General features: G+C 49.6%; 19 protein-coding genes. 14 read left to right on the forward strand and 5 right to left on the reverse strand.

What is annotated here, in order from left to right; translation table 11 throughout:
- Positions 1-156: 156 nt before the first annotated feature.
- Positions 157-666 carry a PTS sugar transporter subunit IIA gene (locus tag BMX58_RS07350; protein ID WP_068623146.1) on the forward strand — a complete coding sequence of 170 codons (510 nt, stop codon included), beginning with the start codon at positions 157-159 and terminating at the stop codon, positions 664-666.
- A 112-nt stretch (positions 667-778) separates the two neighbouring features.
- Here BMX58_RS07350 and BMX58_RS07355 read toward each other — a convergent pair whose 3' ends face one another.
- The 3 genes from BMX58_RS07355 to BMX58_RS07365 all read right to left on the reverse strand — a co-directional run bounded on the left by BMX58_RS07355 (position 779) and on the right by BMX58_RS07365 (position 2,788).
- Positions 779-1,396 carry a flavin reductase family protein gene (locus BMX58_RS07355; RefSeq protein ID WP_068623145.1) on the reverse strand — a complete coding sequence of 206 codons (618 nt, stop codon included), beginning with the start codon at positions 1,394-1,396 and terminating at the stop codon, positions 779-781.
- 62 nt (positions 1,397-1,458) lie between these two features.
- Positions 1,459-1,572 carry a VOC family protein gene (locus tag BMX58_RS15065; protein WP_084253926.1) on the reverse strand — a complete coding sequence of 38 codons (114 nt, stop codon included), beginning with the start codon at positions 1,570-1,572 and terminating at the stop codon, positions 1,459-1,461.
- 184 nt (positions 1,573-1,756) lie between these two features.
- Positions 1,757-2,788: a lactonase family protein gene (locus BMX58_RS07365; protein ID WP_068623144.1), complete on the reverse strand. Its 1,032-nt coding sequence runs from the start codon at positions 2,786-2,788 to the stop codon at positions 1,757-1,759.
- Between the two features lie 176 nt (positions 2,789-2,964).
- On the opposite strand from BMX58_RS07365, the gene BMX58_RS07370 reads away from it, so the two are divergent.
- The 6 genes from BMX58_RS07370 (at position 2,965) to BMX58_RS07400 (ending at position 7,874) form a co-directional block, all read left to right on the forward strand.
- Positions 2,965-3,324 carry a PTS glucitol/sorbitol transporter subunit IIA gene (locus BMX58_RS07370; protein ID WP_162268622.1) on the forward strand — a complete coding sequence of 120 codons (360 nt, stop codon included), beginning with the start codon at positions 2,965-2,967 and terminating at the stop codon, positions 3,322-3,324.
- Positions 3,325-3,335: 11 nt separating this feature from the next.
- Positions 3,336-4,535 carry an AI-2E family transporter gene (locus BMX58_RS07375; protein WP_068623143.1) on the forward strand — a complete coding sequence of 400 codons (1,200 nt, stop codon included), beginning with the start codon at positions 3,336-3,338 and terminating at the stop codon, positions 4,533-4,535.
- Between the two features lie 24 nt (positions 4,536-4,559).
- Positions 4,560-5,600, forward strand: a complete 1,041-nt coding sequence (gene sppA / locus BMX58_RS07380) for a signal peptide peptidase SppA (protein ID WP_068623142.1) — start codon at positions 4,560-4,562, stop codon at positions 5,598-5,600.
- Positions 5,600-6,169 carry an RDD family protein gene (locus tag BMX58_RS07385; RefSeq protein WP_239420556.1) on the forward strand — a complete coding sequence of 190 codons (570 nt, stop codon included), beginning with the start codon at positions 5,600-5,602 and terminating at the stop codon, positions 6,167-6,169. Before sppA ends, BMX58_RS07385 begins: the two co-directional genes overlap by 1 nt.
- Before the next feature lie 180 nt (positions 6,170-6,349).
- The gene (locus tag BMX58_RS07395) at positions 6,350-6,751 is read left to right on the forward strand and encodes a GntR family transcriptional regulator (RefSeq protein ID WP_068623140.1); all 402 of its coding nucleotides are present in this window, start codon (positions 6,350-6,352) and stop codon (positions 6,749-6,751) included.
- Positions 6,738-7,874 (forward strand): DUF1648 domain-containing protein, encoded by a 1,137-nt coding sequence (locus BMX58_RS07400; RefSeq protein WP_068623139.1) that lies wholly within the window; start codon positions 6,738-6,740, stop codon positions 7,872-7,874. The genes BMX58_RS07395 and BMX58_RS07400 overlap by 14 nt, the downstream gene beginning before the upstream one ends.
- A 60-nt stretch (positions 7,875-7,934) precedes the next feature.
- Here the strand turns inward: BMX58_RS07400 and BMX58_RS07405 are convergent, their stop codons facing one another.
- Both BMX58_RS07405 and BMX58_RS07410 read right to left on the reverse strand, forming a co-directional pair.
- Positions 7,935-8,594: a type 1 glutamine amidotransferase gene (locus BMX58_RS07405; RefSeq protein ID WP_068623138.1), complete on the reverse strand. Its 660-nt coding sequence runs from the start codon at positions 8,592-8,594 to the stop codon at positions 7,935-7,937.
- The gene (locus BMX58_RS07410) at positions 8,595-9,947 is read right to left on the reverse strand and encodes a Mur ligase family protein (RefSeq protein ID WP_068623137.1); all 1,353 of its coding nucleotides are present in this window, start codon (positions 9,945-9,947) and stop codon (positions 8,595-8,597) included.
- 372 nt (positions 9,948-10,319) lie between these two features.
- Here BMX58_RS07410 and BMX58_RS07415 point away from each other — a divergent pair, with 372 nt between their 5' ends.
- From BMX58_RS07415 to atpB, 7 genes are all read left to right on the forward strand, one after another.
- A complete protein-coding gene (locus BMX58_RS07415) occupies positions 10,320-10,901 on the forward strand; it encodes a thymidine kinase (protein ID WP_068623136.1) in 582 nt (193 codons plus the stop codon).
- Between the two features lie 33 nt (positions 10,902-10,934).
- Positions 10,935-12,014, forward strand: coding sequence for a peptide chain release factor 1 (gene prfA, locus BMX58_RS07420; RefSeq protein ID WP_068623135.1), 1,080 nt, complete (start codon positions 10,935-10,937; stop codon positions 12,012-12,014).
- Positions 12,001-12,849 (forward strand): peptide chain release factor N(5)-glutamine methyltransferase, encoded by an 849-nt coding sequence (gene prmC, locus BMX58_RS07425; protein WP_068623134.1) that lies wholly within the window; start codon positions 12,001-12,003, stop codon positions 12,847-12,849. The genes prfA and prmC overlap by 14 nt, the downstream gene beginning before the upstream one ends.
- 166 nt (positions 12,850-13,015) lie before the next feature.
- Positions 13,016-14,035: an L-threonylcarbamoyladenylate synthase gene (locus BMX58_RS07430; RefSeq protein ID WP_068623133.1), complete on the forward strand. Its 1,020-nt coding sequence runs from the start codon at positions 13,016-13,018 to the stop codon at positions 14,033-14,035.
- Positions 14,036-14,196: 161 nt separating this feature from the next.
- Positions 14,197-15,435, forward strand: a complete 1,239-nt coding sequence (gene glyA, locus BMX58_RS07435; RefSeq protein WP_068623132.1) for a serine hydroxymethyltransferase — start codon at positions 14,197-14,199, stop codon at positions 15,433-15,435.
- Between the two features lie 305 nt (positions 15,436-15,740).
- Complete coding sequence (upp, locus tag BMX58_RS07440; RefSeq protein ID WP_068623131.1) at positions 15,741-16,376, forward strand: uracil phosphoribosyltransferase; 636 nt, start codon at positions 15,741-15,743, stop codon at positions 16,374-16,376.
- Between the two features lie 602 nt (positions 16,377-16,978).
- The gene (gene atpB, locus BMX58_RS07445) at positions 16,979-17,695 is read left to right on the forward strand and encodes a F0F1 ATP synthase subunit A (protein ID WP_068623130.1); all 717 of its coding nucleotides are present in this window, start codon (positions 16,979-16,981) and stop codon (positions 17,693-17,695) included.
- Positions 17,696-17,757 lie beyond the last annotated feature (62 nt).

Consider the following 17,757-nt stretch of genomic DNA (forward strand, 5'->3'; position numbering starts at 1 on the left):
AGATTAGCCAACCATTTTCAAGGATTCATCCGAAAACGCGGACGCGCTTTCGGATGTAAGCGTTGCTAAAAAAATTCACAATAACCGGCCGTTTGTGTTAGAATAAGATGTACCGATTTTCACATAAGATCATTTAAATAAGGAAGAGGCGATAGCATGTTTGGCTTTTTTAAGAAGGACGACAAGAAGGGAAAACTGCCGGTTGAGAAGGAAATCCTGTATTCACCTGCCAACGGTACAGTAGTGCCTATTTCGGATGTTGCGGATCCGGTGTTTTCCCAAAAAATGATGGGTGACGGATTTGCGGTCATCCCTACAGACGGAGACATCCACTCTCCAGCGAAAGGAAAAGTTTTGAGCGTATTCCCTACAAAACATGCGGTAGGCATCTTGTTGGACAGCGGGCTCGAGCTTTTGTTGCATATGGGATTGGATACGGTCGAATTGAATGGCAAGCCGTTCGAAGTCTTCGTGAAGGAAGGGCAATCTTTGACTGCCGATACGCTGATTGCCAAGGTGGATCTTGCGCAACTTCAGGAAGCCGGTAAAGATTCCGCGATGGTTGTCGTGATCACAAATATGGACAAAGTCAAGAACTTCAGTCTGGATGTGACCGGCGACGCCGCCGCAAAAGCAGAAATCGGTAGCGTCTTGCCGAAGGAATAATGGAATCCAGCCAAAAAAAGCTTCATCCGGACATCCGGATGAAGCTTTTTTTGGCGATATGGAGAAGGCGCGTGCTTACCGGCGAGGCACCTCGTTGCCGGAATCCGGCTTGCTAAGGACGCTCCACCGAAAAAATTTCCCCGAGCTTCGTGTATTCGTTGCCGGCCAGCCTTGCGACCGGCTGCAACTTGTCGGCCAAAACATACTGCTTTTCCGGGTCGAAGACTGCCTCATCGAAATGGAAATCTTCTACGCGCAGAATGAACAGATCGGTCAGCACTGCACCTTCCGCATCTGCGATCGGCACGTATTGATGCACGGAGGTTTCCATCCGGATCTTCGCTTCTCTGATGGCAGGCACAGTGACGCTGCGGCTGGCGGTCAAGGTCAATTCTGTCAGCTCGATTTCGCTCTCCGTGTCCGGAAGCTGTGCAGCCGTCCGGTTCATCTCCTCGACCAATTCTTCGCTGACGATATGGACGACAGCTTGTTTGTTGGCCAGCAGGTTTTTGGCGGAATCCTTCATTTTGCCGCCGTTCCGCAGGATAGCTACGCTGATGAGCGGCAGTACGTTCGAAGCGACACTGAAAAAGCTGAAAGGCGCCGCGTTGACGACTTGCGTTTCCGGGTTTTCGGTAGTGATCCAGGCGATCGGACGGGGAATGATGCTGCCTGTCAAAAATTTGTACATCTGTTTTGTGCTGATGTCGTTGGAGCTGAAATGCTGCATAAGGTCACTTCTTTCTGTTCAGGATAGTGGATTCGATGGCTTCCTGTTTTGGTTCCAGAAAATCAGGCAGGGCAAATGTTTCCCCGTAGTTGCAGTCCCAAAACAGCGCGATAAAATTGTTTGTTGCGTTCCGCATCTTTGGTGATGGCGATGAGATGATGAAAACCCGTGATCATGATAAACTAAGCCTCCGTTCAAATAGTCCATAAGCCGAGTATACAGGAGAGTGCCCAGGCGCGGGTACTATTCTGCTCAAAACGCTGACCGGACGGTTGAATGGCTGAGCATCGGAGCCCCTCCGATCGAGGAAAAACCAAAAACCCCCTCGTTCAGCAGAACGGGAGGGAGTATGCAGCTATTCTAGTAGAATACGCAAACGCACTCTGGCGCGTAGACGTCTTTTTGCACTAATGTCAATTTTCCGGTCGTTGCATCGCGTTCGAACAAGGTTAGGTTATCGGAATCCTGATGCGCAACAATCACGAATTGCCCGCTCGGATCCAGGTTGAAGTCGCGCGGGGTGTTTCCTTCGGTCGGCACATATTCGACCAATGACAAGGTTTCGCCATCTTCAGAGACCGCATAGACGACCAACGAATCGTGACCGCGGTTCGAAGCGTAAACGAATTTGCCGTCCGCAGAAATACGGATAGCTGCGCCGCCGTTGAAGCCGGTATGCTCTGCAGGGATGGTCGTGATGACCTGCAACAACGAGAAGGTGCCTGTTGCCGCTTCGTAAGCCAACACCTCAACGTCGCTGCTCAATTCGCCGAACAAGTATGCAACTTTGCCGTTCGGATGGAAAACCAAATGGCGCGGACCGGTTCCGGGTGTCGCTTTGTAACGGGCTGCTTCCGTCAGTTTGCCTTCGTCGGAAACCGTATAGGTATAAACTTCGTCGGTGCCCAGATCGCAAGCCAACAGGAATTTTTTGTCGGGAGAAAGCGCGCTGTAGTGTACGTGCGGGATGGTTTGGTTCTCATGGATGCTGGAACCTTCATGCTGGGCACGGTCGCTCATCGTGAATGAGCCGTCCGCGTTCTCTTTGTAGACAGTCAAGTATCCGCCGTGGTAATTGGCTGTGAAGATCAATTTTTTATCTTCGTCGTAATGGATATAGCAAGGCGCAGAGCCTTCAGCAGAAATTTCGGCCACCTTGTCATAGGTTCCGTTTTCATTTTTCTTGAAAGAAGTGATTCCGCCGCCTTCATCCGTTTTCGAAATGCTGTAGAGTGTGCCTTTATCAGCGGATAAATCCAGATAGGTAGGGCTGTCCACTTCCGCAATCAGGCGATAATCCCGCAATTCTTTTTTATCGGTGTCCAAAATGATCTGATGAACCCCTTTACTTTCTCTTTTCGTGTAAGAGCCAAGATACAAAACTTGTTCCATCCAAAGACCTCCTAAAATATTATGATAATTCCATTATAACAAATGCTTTTCACAATTACAGGAAAAACAGCTTGCGAGGCAAATAAAGTTGCAAACCTTGTCATAATCAATGGTCTGCCAAAAAAACTATGATAGAATAGAGATTGTAAAAAGTGTTTGAAAAAGGGGATATGATAATGCAAAGCAGAGTAATCCAAATTGGAGAAAAAGCAATTGATATAAAAGAACCGATGATCATCCTGTTCGATGAGAGCGCAACGGAACCCTTGCAGCTAGTCTCCGTCATCCACCGTTTTGTGGAGCCGCGGGAATGGTTCGACTTGGAGAATGGGGACCGGATATTGTTTGATGAGCAAGAGTACCGCATTTCCTACATCGGTACCCATGTTCTGAATAATCTGCAGGCGCTGGGCCACACGACGATGATCTTCAAAAATTGGGATGAGGAACGCTTGGAAACGAGCATCTATTTGACGCCTCACATTTTGCCGACCATCACGGATGGCACCACCATAACCTATAGGAAGAAAGATTGAAGGTGAGTCAGATGGAAAAAGCTCCCCGAAGAGGAAACAAACACGCGAATCGGTATTCCTGGTTCGATAAGTGGTTCCTGAACAACAAGTTCGTGACCGTGCTCCTGATCGTCCTGCTGATTTTGTTGATCGTTTTGGTCTTCACGAAGGTCTCCTACCTATTGGGGCCGATCAGCAGTTTCTTCAGTGTCATCGGCTTTCCGTTGGTGATGGCGGGCATTTTTTATTACATGCTGAATCCGTTTGTGACTTTCATGGAAAAAAAGGGCATCAAACGTTTCGTCGGGATCTGGGTCGCATTCGTGCTTGTGCTGTTGGGGATGATCTGGGGTTTTGCGATCCTGATCCCAATCATCCGCGACCAGACGATCGGAATCGTCCGCGAGTTCCCGAGCTATTGGCAGGCGATCGAAAAAATGACAATCGAATTGGTCAATTATGAATGGTTCACTTCCCTACAGGAACAGATCAACCAAGCCAATGCCGATATCTTCAAAAGCGTTTCGGAGAAACTGAATCAACTGTTGTCCAACACTGTCAGCGGATTGGGCAGTGTCGTCGGATTGTTGACGAATGCGTTTGTGGGAATCGTCACGATGCCGATCATCCTTTATTACTTGCTGAAAGAAGGGGAGAGGTTGCCGCTGAGTTTTCTGCAGTTCTTTCCCACTAATCTGCGGGAATCGATCGGTGAACTGTTGAAGAAAATCAACACACAGATCAGCCAGTATGTGCGCGGCCAAATCACCGTCGCTTTCTTTGTCGGCCTGATGTTCGTCATCGGGTATGCCGTCATCGGCATGAAATACGGCATCGTCTTGGGAATACTCGCCGGCTTCCTGAACATCATCCCTTATATGGGTTCTTTCCTTGCGATGGTGCCTGCAGTGATCGTTGCGATCGTCGATTCGCCTTTGATGCTGGCAAAAGTGCTGCTGGTCTTCTCGATCGAACAATTCATCGAAGGCCGCGTCATTTCGCCGCAGGTGCTCGGCAGCAACCTTGAAGTCCATCCGGTCACGATCATCTTCGTATTGCTCACGGCCGGGAAGTTGTTCGGGCTGACCGGCTTCATTTTGGGAATTCCCGGGTACGCTGTGCTGAAGGTCCTGTTCCTGCACATCTTTGAATGGTACAAGGAAATTTCCGGCCTGTATTTGGAGGAACCTGAAGCCGAGGAAGGACCGGACGAGGATTATATCCAGGAATAACCGAAAAGAAAAGGGGAATGCTAGATGAACAAAAAGAGATGGATTGCGGTCGCGATCGCGTTGGTGCTTTTCGTGGCATCACTCGGCTCGCAATTTCTGTCGACCCGTTTGGCTGACCAGACCGAAGAATCGCTCGGCCAACTGACCGGCAACCTGATTCCGGGAACCAGCCTGCAGGAGACCGTCCTGGAAGGCGGTGATGCCAGCAACCGGATCGCGGTGCTCCACGTCGAAGGCGCCATCCAATCCGGGTCAGGCGGGATGTTGACGGACGGCTCCAGCTATGATCATGATCTGTTTCTGGAACAGCTGCAGGCCATCGAAGAGGACGATACGGTAAAAGCGATCTTCCTGATAGTCGACAGTCCGGGTGGCGGTGTGTATGAGAGCGCGGAAGCGCATGACAAATTGTACCGGATTGCCGCTGAAAAGGAAATTCCGGTTTATGCCTCTATGCAAGGTACGGCTGCAAGCGGAGGGTACTACATCTCTGCAGGCGCAGACAAGATTTATGCTACTGCCGAAACGACCACCGGTTCGATCGGCGTCATCATGCAGGCGATCGAGTACTCCGGACTGCTTGAAAAATTAGGGATCGAATACAATACCATCAAGTCCGGCAGCCTGAAGGACATCGGATCGCCGGACCGCGACATGACGGAAGAAGAACGTGCCTTGCTGCAAGCGTATGTCGATGAAGCGTACCAGCGTTTCGTGACAGTCGTGTCGAACGGAAGAGGAATGCCGGAGGATGAGGTCCGCGCTGTGGCGAACGGCATGATCTATTCCGGGACTCAAGCCCAGACATTGGGCTTGGTTGACGAAATCGCCTACACGGATGATGCGCTGGAAGCGCTGAAGACAGCATACGAACTGGAGGACGCCGAAGTGTTCGAGTATGCGTCAACACCCGGCCTGTTCTCCGATTTTTCCTGGTTGTTCGCGCAGGCGGCAGCCAAGCTGACGAGTCAGGAAAACCAGACGCTTTCCGAACTGCAGCTGCTCCGCGATACCTTCGGGACAACAGCAGCTCCGAGATTGCTATATCTCTACGGAGGTGAGTGATGATGGAGGATAGAACGGTTACGCATGAAGAACGTTTGGAGCAGATCCGGCAAAAGAAGGCAGCCTGGGAGGAAGCAGAGCGGTTTTCCGATCAGCAAGAACGCCCGTTCCACCGCTATCCCGATTACGTATTCGCCGGTTTCTGGATCCGCTTCTTTGCCTACCTCACTGATCTGCTGATCGTGCAGGCCTTGGTGGCGATCCTGATCAATCCAGTTTTTGCTTTGATCGGCATCCGGATGCACGGAGATTCCCCTTATACGCTTTACGGATTTTTCCAGCTGCTTGTTTTGGTCGGCTACTTTGTACTGACGACGAAATACACGAATGGCCAAACCTTGGGCAAGATGATTTTCGGCATCCGCGTCGTCTGTTTCAAGGAAGAAAAACTCAGTTGGCCTACAGTCCTGATCCGCGAAGGCATCGGCCGTTGCATCGGCAAAACCGTTGCTGTGGTCTATTTGATCGCTGCTTTTCAGAACAAAAAACAGCATCCGATCGATATGCTTTGCGACACCTCGGTCGTGACCGAAAACAGTGTCCGGGCTCTGTTGGAAGGCTGTCAATGAGAAGAATGCTCATAAAAAGGCATGCACCCGGAGATTTTCGGGCGCATGCCTTTTTGTTATGGGCAGATCTGATATGGACGGGTTTTTTTGTTGGCCGGAGGAGGGACCTCGCCACCTTTCTTGCTTGCAAATTCCGGCAACAGCGTTATACTTGTTATATAACGGACAGGAGGGGTAGAAATGTTCATTGAGATTCTTCCGAATAGCGAAACGCCGATCTATACACAACTGATGTACCAGATCAAAATGGGGATACTCAAAGGGGAATGGTCATTCGGTGAGGGGTTGCCGAGCGTCCGGAGTTTGGCCAGTGAATTGGGCATCAACATGCATACCGTAAACAAAGCCTATAACCTGTTGGCTGACGAAGGCATCCTGGAAAAGAACCAGAAAGGCTATTTCGTCAGTGAACGCGCCGCGATTGCATCCAATGAGCGGACAAAGGCGGCGATCCAGGACAAGCTCAAGGAAATCCTGATCGACAAGCATATTTTTGAGGTCAATGAAGAAACGTTCAATGGCTGGCTGAACGAAATCGAGAAAGAACTGAAAGGGGAGGAGAAGGCACATGCTGATCTTTAGTTGGTTCATGGTGATTCTGTTTTTGCTGATTGGGGTGATCAATGGCATCACACCGTATTACAGCCGCTTGGGGACGCCGTTCGGAGTGACGGTTCCGACATCGCATCAGCGGGATCCCTATGTTTTGAAGCTGAAAAAAGCGTTCCTGTACCAAAATGTGGTCGGGAGTTTGCTGCTGGCCGCGCCGATCCTTTTCTTTCTCCGTTGGGAGGACGCCGAAAAAGCGGAGTTGTTTACCAGCATCTATGTCACGGTCGCGATGTTCGGCTTCATTTTTCTTTCTTTCTTGCTTTATCTGCAAAAGCGGAAACAACTCCGCAGCTGGAAAGAAGCAAACGGCATCAAAATCGAATCGAAAAAAGCCAAAATCGTCATCGATACCGCCTATCAAAAGGATCTGAAGGTGGTCTCCCATTCGGTGTTCATTTCTGCGCAACTGTTCATCCTGATGGTGACGGTGGCGGTCACGCTCTACTTTTATGATCAGATACCTGAGCGCTTCCCGGTTCACTGGAACAGTTCGAATGAACCGGATCGGATCGTGGACAAAACCTATTTGAATGTATTTATGCTGCCGGCGCTGCAGTTGCTGATGATTCCGTTGATGTTTTTCAGCCACTATTCCTTCATCAAATCGAAACAGAAGATTTCGCCTTATCTGTCCGATCTTTCGAGCAAGCAGAGCAAGCTTTTCCGCCAGGCGTGGTCCTATTATTTCCTGGTCGTGACAGTGATGACGCAACTGCTGTTGAGCGGCATCCATTTCTTTTCCTTGTTCTTTGCCGATCAGGGGGCCGAATGGATCATCGGGATGACGATTCCTTTCGTGGTCATCATAGTGGGTTACAGCGTCTATCTGACTTGGAAATACGGCCAAGGCGGCGAAAAGCTGTTCCTGAACGAAGCCGGGGAATTGCCGGATGAGGTGACGGAAGCGGATGAAGAGGCCTACTGGAAATGGGGCGTCTGGTATTACAATCCCGAAGACCCGGCGATTTTTGTCGAAAAACGGTTTGGCATCGGCAGCACGCTGAATATGGCAAGATGGCAATCGTGGGCGTTCATCGGAGCGCTGCTGGTTTTCGTCGCACTGACAGTTGTGCTTTCATTCGCGATGGAATAAGGAGCTGCACAGAAAAACAGAGGCGTTGTCCCATTCCGGGACAGCGCCTCTGTTTTTCGATCAGCTGGTCTTTTTGATGTGTTGGGCAACGGCCAAATCGACGATGCGGTTCGCCAAGTGGATGTTGCGGACCAGCAGCGGTCCATGGAAATAGGAACAGAAGACATTTTTGTAGCGGGCGCCTTCGGTCTTGTCTTCACCGTTGTTGCCCATCCCTTTTTCGACTTTTCCCAACGGACGCATGTTTTCGCCAAGGAAGGTCCTACCGTTGTGGTTTTCGAAACCTTCATAGGTCTCGTTGAATTCCTCGCTGCGGATGGTGATGTCGCCGATGAAGCGGTTGTTGTCCTGGCTTAGGGTATAGTGATCCAAGGCGCTGATGCCGGGGATTTTGTTGCCGGAGGCATCCATGTAGTAGTGCCCCAACAATTGGTAGCCGCCGCAGATAGCAAGCACAACGCCATCGTTTTCGATATATTTTTTGATGTCTGCTGCTTTGGCCTGAATGTCCTTGGAGACGATGAACTGTTCGTAATCCTGGCCCCCTCCGAAAAAGACGAGGTCATATTTTTCGGGATCGAACGGCTGATCCAGACTGATGATTTCGGTTTCGAAATCGATGCCTTTTTCACGGGCGCAGTACTGGAGCATCAAAAGATTGCCGTTGTCGCCGTATGTGTTCAGCAGGTTGCCGTACAAATGGCAGATACGTAGTCGCATTTATTTCATCCTTTCCGCGATATAGCCTTGATTCGCCAACTCTTTGCGGAGTTGCAGCACAGCGGTATACGTTGCCATCACATAGATTTTTTTCGTCGGAGCCTTTTTGAAAGCTTTGATGACGTCCGTTATCTCCGGCAAAACTTCCAGCTTTTCGTCCGGAATGCCGGCGACCTTCATGCGCAAGGTCAATTCTTTTTGGCGGATGCCGCTGACGGTCACTTTCGGAATGTCAAAATCCAAAAATTGCTCGTAATTGCCGTCCCAGATCCAACTGACATCGGTTCCGTCTGCCGGCCTATCATTCAGGATCGAGACGACGCTGAATGGCTCGTCTTCATAATGCAGGAGGTCGATGACCTGATTCAGCCCCACCGGATTTTTGATCAGGTTCAGGATGATTTCCTTGTCATCTACCGTGATCGTTTCCTGGCGGCCGAATTTTTGCTGGGCAGCCGAGAAGCCGGCCTGGATCTGTTCCGGCGTCAATCCGAAATGCTTGCCGACCGAATAAGCGGCCAATGCATTGTAGACGTTATAGAGACCGGCAACATTCGTGTGGAACGGATGTCCATCGATTTCAAAGGAAGAACTGTTGTGCGTCAGCTTGTCGACCTTAGTGACCGCATAAGTCAGTTCCGGACGTTTGAAGTTGCAATGCGGGCAGTAGTATTTCCCGAGGTTGCTGTAGGTATTGAATCTGTAGCGCAGAATGTGTTGGCATTTCGGACAAAGCACGCCGTCCGTGTTGTAATGCGCCAAAGTGTCGCCGTCGGGCGCATGGTTGAAGCCGAAATAGATCTGCTTGTTGACCAATTCTTTTGAGTTGAAGATCGGGCTGTCGCCGTTCGCCAGAATGACGGCATCCGGTGCGAGAGCAGCGCCGTCGATCATTTTTTGGTAAATCGTATAGATTTCACCGAACCGGTCCATCTGATCGCGGAAAACGTTCGTATTGACAATGACTTTCGGCTTGATGAACTTCGTCACCTTGACCAGGCTGGCTTCATCGACCTCCAAAACAGCGAAAACCCGTTCCTTCTTGGTTTTGCGCGAATAGCCTTCCAGGAAAGTGGAGATGATGCCTTGCTCCATGTTGGCGCCGGTCGGATTCGTCAAAATATTCGGGAATTTCTGCTGCAGTACATGATAAGTCAAAGATGTCGTCAGCGTTTTGCCGTTCGTGCCGGTGACGATGACGACATCGAAATTTTCGGAAAGGTGTTGCAACACATCGGGATCCAATTTGACGGCCAGTTTGCCCGGCAGGCTGGTGCCGCCTTTGGTGAATGTCTGAAGACCCCATTGGGCGATTTTCCCGATATTGATTGCTAGTGAACCGCGGATAGTCAAATAAATTCGCTCCTTACTTATGTATCTCTTGCCATCATAGCATATAACAAGGCATTTTTCGATAGCGTTAGTATAGCAGAATTCGCCCGGATTGAATATTTTAAGGTGCCTTCACGTGTCAGAAACGGGCGTTTTGCGTTCCGGAACGAGACCGCTGATCGTGAATTTTATTGACTTTGGGGCCATTTCCTACTATCATTATACGGGATGTTATTCAGTTTTATGTCAGCCGCAGCCTTGCCGGAGCGGCCTGATGAAAGTGAGATAATAGAGGGTCGGAAAGAGGATGACAAATGGGGCATCCTTTCTTTTTGCAGGAAATTCCGACCAATGAATGGAAACAGGCGACTTTCTGTTGGAAAGGTGGACATGATGGCACAGTTATTTTTTAAATACGGGGCGATGAACAGCGGGAAATCGATCGAAATCCTGAAAGTAGCCTACAATTATGAAGAGCAGAACAAGTCGGTGATGATTTTCACGAGCGCGATCGATGACCGTGACGGCGTCGGCTACGTCTCGAGCCGCATAGGCTTGAAGCGCGAGGCCATTCCGATTGCGGATGATACGGATGTGTTCCTTGCGGTCAGTGAAAATCCGGAAAAGCCCTCCTGCATTTTGGTGGACGAATCCCAGTTTCTGTCAAAAGCGCATGTCATCCAGTTGGCAGGCATCGTCGACGAATTGGCGATCCCGGTGATGGCGTTCGGCTTGAAGAATGATTTCCTGAACGAATTGTTCGAAGGCTCAAAGTATCTGCTGCTTTATGCGGATAAGATAGAAGAAATAAAAACAATCTGCTGGTTCTGCCATAAAAAAGCAATCATGAACATGCGCGTTGTGGACGGAAAACCGGTTTACACCGGCGAACAGATCCAGATCGGCGGAAACGAATCCTATCTTCCCGTCTGCCGCAACCATTACCACCATCCGCCGTTGTCCCAGACAAGATAATCAGATACAAAAAAAGAGGAGTTTGAAAAAGTTATGTATGATCAATTAGATGCATTCATTATCCGTTATGAAGAGCTTTCGGAACTGCTGAGCGATCCGGAAGTCCTTGCCGATACGAAACGCTTCCTGGAATTGACCAAGGAAGAAGCGGGATTGCGCGAAAAAGTTGCGACCTTCAAGCGCTACAAAGAAGTCGAAAGCGAAATCGCCGATACCGAAGAACTGTTGTCAGAGAAGCTGGATGATGACATGGCGGCCATGGCAAAAGAGGAATTGAACGACTTAAAAAAAGAAAAGACCGAGCTTGAGGGACGCATCAAAGTGCTGTTGCTGCCGACCGATCCGAACGACGACAAAAACATCATCATGGAAATCCGCGGAGCTGCCGGCGGGGATGAAGCAGCCCTATTCGCAGGCACGCTGTTCACCATGTACAGCAAATACGCCGAGAGCCAAGGCTGGCGGGTTGAAGTCATGGACGCGAACATCACCGGCATCGGCGGATACAAAGAGATCATTTTGATGATCAGCGGGAACGGCGCCTATTCCAAACTGAAGTACGAGAGCGGCGCGCACCGTGTCCAACGCGTACCGGAGACAGAATCGCAGGGGCGCGTGCATACTTCTACAGCTACCGTTGTCGTCCTGCCTGAAGCGGAAGAGGTCGAATTGGTCATCGAAGACAAAGACATCCGCACGGATATCTATCACGCCAGCGGAGCCGGCGGGCAGCATGTCAACAAGACGGCATCCGCAGTCCGTTTGACCCACTTGCCGACCGGAATCGCCGTCGCCATGCAGGATGAGCGTTCCCAGATCAAAAACCGCGAGAAGGCCATGAAAGTTTTGCGGACGCGGGTATACGACAAACTTTCTTCGGAAGCACAGTCCGAGTATGATGCGACCCGCAAGTCGGCAGTCGGAACAGGCGACCGTTCCGAGCGGATCCGCACCTACAACTTCCCCCAAAACCGGGTGACGGACCACCGTATCGGCTTGACGCTGCAAAAGTTGGATACGATTTTGAGCGGAAAATTGGATGAAATCATCGATGCCCTGATCATGGCGGATCAGACGCAAAAATTGGAGTCATTGAACAATGGGGGAATCTAAGCAGCTCAGCTACCAACAAGCCCTGCAGAATGGCGCGCTTTTCCTGGAACAGCACGAAAAAAGTCCGTTGGCTGCGGAAAGGTTGCTCCTGGACCGACTGGGCTGGACGAAAACGGATCTGCTGATGCGTTTTGCCGATCCGATCACAGACGAGGAGTACAAGCAGTATTTCAGCGACATCAAAGAGTACGTCTCGGGCAAACCGATCCAATACATCGTAGGCGTTGAATGGTTCTACGGTTATCCTTTGAAAGTCACGGAAGCCACTTTGATTCCGCGTCCGGAAACGGAGGAGCTCGTCCAACGGGCCCTGCAGTGTCTGGAAGGGAAGGGTCCGCAGAAGGTTCTGGACATCGGGACAGGATCCGGCGCTATTGCCATTGCGATGAAAAAGGAACGGCCGCAGGACGAAGTGACGGCCACGGATCTGTCGGAAGAGGCATTGGCAGTGGCGAAAGAGAACGCCAGACAGCTGGGGGCCGATATCCGCTTCCTGCAGGGAGATCTGCTTGAACCCGTCCAACTGGAGACGTTCGACTGCATCATCAGCAATCCGCCATACATCAGTGAAGACGAGATCGATTTGATGGACCGCTCCGTATTGGATTTCGAACCGCATTCGGCCCTGTTCGCCGATCATGACGGCCTGGATCTTTACCAAAAGATGGCCTTCACGCTTCCGTTCCACTTGAAGACGGATGGCTGCCTGTTCATGGAAATCGGCTTCAACCAAGGCGAAAAATTACTGGAGCTCTACAAAAAAGCATTCCCCGACAAGATGGTGACGATCGAAAAAGACCTTTCCGGCCTCGACCGCATGCTGATAGTCAAATAAGAAAAGCAGCGCTGGTTCGCCAGCCAACCAGTACCTCAAATAGATTATGAAAAGAATCGCCTGTTATCCATGGGCAATAAATGGCTGCGGGCAATTGCCGCGGCTATTTTTTTACCTGCACAGCGCGTTGCTTGCTGATACACCCAGAAAGGAGCAAAAACATAGGATGGAAACGAAAATATATGATGCATCAACCATCGATGAGGCAGCCGAATTGCTGCGGACCGGGGAATTGGTCGCTTTTCCGACAGAGACTGTCTACGGTCTGGGAGCGATCGCTTGCGATGATGAAGCAGTCAAAAATGTTTACAAAGTAAAAGGAAGGCCGAGTGACAACCCTTTGATTGTCCATGTCGCCGACAGGGAGATCGCCCAATATGTGGCTTACGTGCCCGAACAAGCCGAAGCGTTGATGGAGGCATTTTGGCCGGGCCCTTTGACCTTGATTTTTCCGATGAAGGAAGGGGTATTCGCGCCGACCGTCACAGCCGGCCATCAGACTGTCGCGCTACGGATGCCTGCCCAAACGCAGACACTTGAATTGATCAGGAAGACTGGGTTTCCGTTGGTCGGACCGAGCGCTAACACATCCGGCAAACCGAGCCCTACGACAGCCCAGCATGTGCTGCACGACCTTTCCGGAAAAATTGCGGGCATCCTCGATGGAGGGGAAACCCGGATCGGTTTGGAATCGACCGTGCTGGATCTGACCAATACCGACGGACCTGTGATTTTGCGCCCAGGCGCCATCACGGAAGTGGAGCTGGAGCCGATCATCGGCAAACTGGCCGGCAGTGCACACCCGGCCGACGAAAAAACAGCTCCGAAAGCGCCAGGGATGAAATACCAACATTATGCCCCCGCTCAGCCGGTCATCCTCATCGATGGCGCAGCGGCCGATTGGGAAGCCGCCATCGAAGCGTACAGAGGAAAAGGCGACAAAATCGGCCTTTTGGCATCGGAAGAACTAGTGGCTGTCCATCAGGATGCAGCGGAAGCTGTCTATTCGTTGGGCCCGAAGATGGATGTTGCCGCAGCATCGCAACGCCTCTATGCCGGGTTGCGATATCTCGATGAACAACCGGTCGATGTCATTTTGGCCGAAGCCTATGACGCTGCCGGCATTGGCGAGGCTTACATGAACCGGTTGGAAAAAGCCGCATCTGCAAAATATCCGAAAAAGTAGACGGGTCCTATTGCATAACATCCGTGTTTAGCTTACTTTTTATACGAAATATTCAAATCCGTGAGCGTATTTGCTTTATTTTCTGAAGAATTATGCTATACTCAACTTACATTTTTTTAAGTATTTAAAATTTTGGAATAATGTGATGGAAGGGTGCAAACATGGATAAAGAATTATTTGCAGCAATTGATAAAGAACGCGAAAGACAAGAGAACGGAATCGAACTGATCGCTTCCGAAAACTTTGTATCGGAAGATGTAATGAGAGCGCAAGGCAGCATCTTGACCAATAAATATGCTGAAGGCTATCCTGGTCGTCGTTACTACGGTGGCTGCGAATTTATCGATGTCATCGAAAACCTGGCGATCGATCGCATCAAGGCAATCTTTGGCGCCGAATACGCCAACGTGCAACCGCACTCCGGTTCACAAGCGAACATGGCAGCTTACCGTGTTTTGGTGCAACCAGGGGATAAGATCTTGGGGATGGATTTGAGCCATGGCGGCCACTTGACGCATGGCGCATCCGTGAACTTCAGCGGTCAAACCTATGAATTCGTTGCCTACGGAGTCGATAAAGAAACCGAAACAATCAACTATGACCTTGTTAGGGAAATCGCGTTGAAAGAACAACCAAAATTGATCGTTGCCGGCGCGAGCGCATACCCACGCGCAATCGACTTCAAACGTTTCAGAGAAATCGCTGACGAAGTCGGTGCCTACCTGATGGTGGACATGGCGCACATCGCCGGACTTTGCGCAACAGGCTATCACCAAAACCCAGTCGAATATGCCCATATCGTAACCACCACAACGCACAAGACCTTGCGCGGCCCACGCGGAGGCGTCATCTTGGCAAAAGAAGAATTCGGCAAAAAATTGAACAGCGCGGTCTTCCCTGGCATCCAAGGCGGACCTTTGGAGCACGTCATCGCTGCAAAAGCCGTGTCATTCTTTGAAGCTGCAACACCGGAATACAAGGAATACATCGGTCAAGTCATCAAGAACGCCCAAGCAATGGCTGATGTCTTCAATGCCTCCGACCTGCGCGTCATCAGCGGTGGTACGGAAAACCATCTGTTGTTGCTGGATATCACCAGCAGCGGCCTGAACGGTAAGCAAGTGGAAAAATTGTTGGACAGCGTCGAAATCACTGTCAATAAAAACACGATTCCTTTCGAAACGTTGGGCGCCAACAAAGCAAGCGGCATCCGTATCGGTACACCTGCCATCACGACACGAGGCCTGAAGGAAGCGGAAGCTCGCAAGATTGCGGAATTGATCATCAAGACCATCCACAACCACGAAGACGAAGCGAAATTGGATGAAGTCCGTGCAGAAGTCAAAGCCATCACAAAAGCATTCCCATTGCACAAAAAACCAGCTGCTGTCGAAGCATAAATCAATCATCGAAGAAGGAGAGGCCGGGACAAACCCCGGCCTTTTTGTCTGCATCCGACCAAAATTTGCGCAAACGCGTTCTGTCCTAATCGCCCTTAGACAACACGAGATTCCCCGCCGAAACCGTTTTGGCGGGGAATTCCGCCGTGAACAAGAACCCGAGATCAAATCTCTATGCCGCTAAACCACAAATGTTTCGCCTTAAACTTGCCTTTCAGTGTTTTCTCATTGTTTTATTTCTGGTATTTGTAGCCGATTTCCATTACAATAGGTTGAGCAAAAATAGGAAAGTGGGGCAAAAGTATATGGGAGAATTCCATGTAATGAATCACCCGTTGATTCAACACAAATTAACAATCATCCGCGAAAAAGACTGCGGAACCAAAGTATTCCGTGAGGTAGTAAGCGAAATCGCGATGTTGATGGCTTATGAAGTAACAAGGGATATGCCTTTGGAGGACATCGAGATCGAAACGCCATTGGTGAAAACGACTCAAAAAACATTGTCCGGCAAAAAGGTTGCCATCATTCCGATCTTGCGTGCAGGTTTGGGCATGGTCGACGGTTTCCTGGCGATGTTGCCTGCTGCAAAAGTCGGCCACATCGGCATGTACCGTGACCATGACACATTGGAGCCTGTCGAGTATTTCGTCAAACTGCCGACAGATATCCAGGAACGTCAATTGTTCATCGTTGATCCGATGTTGGCGACCGGCGGATCGGCTATCGCAGCCATCGAAGCTTTGGAAAAGAGAGGCGCTTCGCCATCATCGATGAAATTCATCTGTCTCGTGGCAGCACCTGAAGGCGTGGAAGCCTTGCATGCGGCTTATCCGGATGTGGACATCTATGCAGCATCATTGGATGAAAGATTGGACGAAAACAGCTACATCCTGCCTGGTTTGGGAGATGCCGGCGACCGCCTCTTCGGCACAAAATAACCCTTCACAATGGCGTTCGGACAATTGTGTCCGCAATTGTCAAAACATCAATATTATCATGAGAACAGCCTTACGTTTTCCATGGTCATACCCAGCAAAAACAAAAACAGAGCCGGAATTCCGATCGGGATTTTCGGCTCTGTTTTTGTTTTCTGAAGCTAAGTTTGTTATACTCTGAACGCTTAAGGCTACAGCTTCCACGGCTTTTCGTGACAGCGTCAAAAGCAATAAAATTGCTTTTCTTTCGTTAGCCGGACGCACTTTTTTGCCATTAAGCCGATTTTCAGAATAATATCAACATATTTATGTATAGACTATCTTTGATAATGAAGGCGGTATCTTTTCATCATTTTCATGAAAAGGCTGAAAATATCTTTATAATCAATAGATTTGCTTTGAATTTCGATAAACTTGGTGTTATGATTAGCGATGTTGAACAGGTATGCAAAAAAACTTATGAAATAGCCACTTATTGTGACTAGAGTATGGGAGGTCCAGCTAATTTAGTTGTCTGCTTTTACGAATGTCTTTGAATAATAATGTAGCGTGGACTGGGTTAGGCATGGCTGTTTTTTTATTTGCATTGAAAAGAGGTGAAAATATTGGAAGCTGAATCTAAAGTCATCCATTTTATGGGATTGGGTTTCAGTTTGAATATCATCATTAGCGTATTGGTAACTTGCATTGTTGTTTTTTTATTTAGTTTTATTGCTACCCGGAAACTGGCGGTGAGGCCAACATCCAAAGGCCAACTGGCGATTGAGTACTTGGCTGATTTTATCCGGAACATGATTTCCAGCTCGCTGCACTGGAAAGTGGGACAGCAATTCCACTTGTTGGGATTCACTCTGTTCCTGTTTGTATGGGTAGCCAATATGCTGGGGCTTGTGTTCATCCTGAACATTGATGGGCATTCCTATTGGAAGAGTCCGACAGCTAGCCCGATCGTCACATTAGGCTTGGCCTTGATGGTGATATTGCTGACGCACTACTTTGGCATTAAGGAGAATGGGTTCAAGGAATATTTTCTGAACAGTTATATTCGCCCCGTCGCACCGCTTATGCCGATCAAACTTTTGGAGGAATTCACCAACACGCTCACTCTGGCGCTGCGTCTTTACGGGAACATTTATGCCGGCGAAATTTTGTTGGGTTTGATTGCTTCATTAGCGAACTCATACGGCTTGTTGACCTGGGTGGTCGGGATTCCACTCCAAATGGTCTGGCAAGGATTTTCGATCTTTATCGGATCGATCCAAGCTTTCGTCTTCACTACGTTGACAATGGTTTACCTCGCCCATAAGATCGAGGCAGAATAGACTGCCGATCGATGAGCTTACTAAGCATTGCATTATTATATGAGAAAAAGGAGATTATTATT

Origin of the sequence: Trichococcus ilyis (assembly GCF_900109135.1) — a bacterium.
In the GTDB taxonomy this organism is placed as follows: Bacteria; Bacillota; Bacilli; order Lactobacillales; family Aerococcaceae; genus Trichococcus; species Trichococcus ilyis.

Coding starts and splice junctions, on each gene's coding strand:
- BMX58_RS07375 (WP_068623143.1), top strand. CDS start 3,336: ATGGAAAAAGCTCCCCGAAGAGGAAACAAACACGCGAATCGGTATTCC.
- prmC (WP_068623134.1), top strand. CDS start 12,001: ATGGGGGAATCTAAGCAGCTCAGCTACCAACAAGCCCTGCAGAATGGC.
- BMX58_RS07405 (WP_068623138.1), bottom strand. CDS start 8,594: ATGCGACTACGTATCTGCCATTTGTACGGCAACCTGCTGAACACATAC.
- BMX58_RS07350 (WP_068623146.1), top strand. CDS start 157: ATGTTTGGCTTTTTTAAGAAGGACGACAAGAAGGGAAAACTGCCGGTT.
- glyA (WP_068623132.1), top strand. CDS start 14,197: ATGGATAAAGAATTATTTGCAGCAATTGATAAAGAACGCGAAAGACAA.
- BMX58_RS07400 (WP_068623139.1), top strand. CDS start 6,738: ATGCTGATCTTTAGTTGGTTCATGGTGATTCTGTTTTTGCTGATTGGG.
- BMX58_RS07365 (WP_068623144.1), bottom strand. CDS start 2,788: ATGGAACAAGTTTTGTATCTTGGCTCTTACACGAAAAGAGAAAGTAAA.
- BMX58_RS07385 (WP_239420556.1), top strand. CDS start 5,600: ATGATGGAGGATAGAACGGTTACGCATGAAGAACGTTTGGAGCAGATC.
- BMX58_RS07370 (WP_162268622.1), top strand. CDS start 2,965: ATGCAAAGCAGAGTAATCCAAATTGGAGAAAAAGCAATTGATATAAAA.
- sppA (WP_068623142.1), top strand. CDS start 4,560: ATGAACAAAAAGAGATGGATTGCGGTCGCGATCGCGTTGGTGCTTTTC.
- BMX58_RS07355 (WP_068623145.1), bottom strand. CDS start 1,396: ATGCAGCATTTCAGCTCCAACGACATCAGCACAAAACAGATGTACAAA.
- prfA (WP_068623135.1), top strand. CDS start 10,935: ATGTATGATCAATTAGATGCATTCATTATCCGTTATGAAGAGCTTTCG.
- BMX58_RS07415 (WP_068623136.1), top strand. CDS start 10,320: ATGGCACAGTTATTTTTTAAATACGGGGCGATGAACAGCGGGAAATCG.
- upp (WP_068623131.1), top strand. CDS start 15,741: ATGGGAGAATTCCATGTAATGAATCACCCGTTGATTCAACACAAATTA.
- BMX58_RS15065 (WP_084253926.1), bottom strand. CDS start 1,572: ATGATCACGGGTTTTCATCATCTCATCGCCATCACCAAAGATGCGGAA.
- BMX58_RS07395 (WP_068623140.1), top strand. CDS start 6,350: ATGTTCATTGAGATTCTTCCGAATAGCGAAACGCCGATCTATACACAA.
- BMX58_RS07430 (WP_068623133.1), top strand. CDS start 13,016: ATGGAAACGAAAATATATGATGCATCAACCATCGATGAGGCAGCCGAA.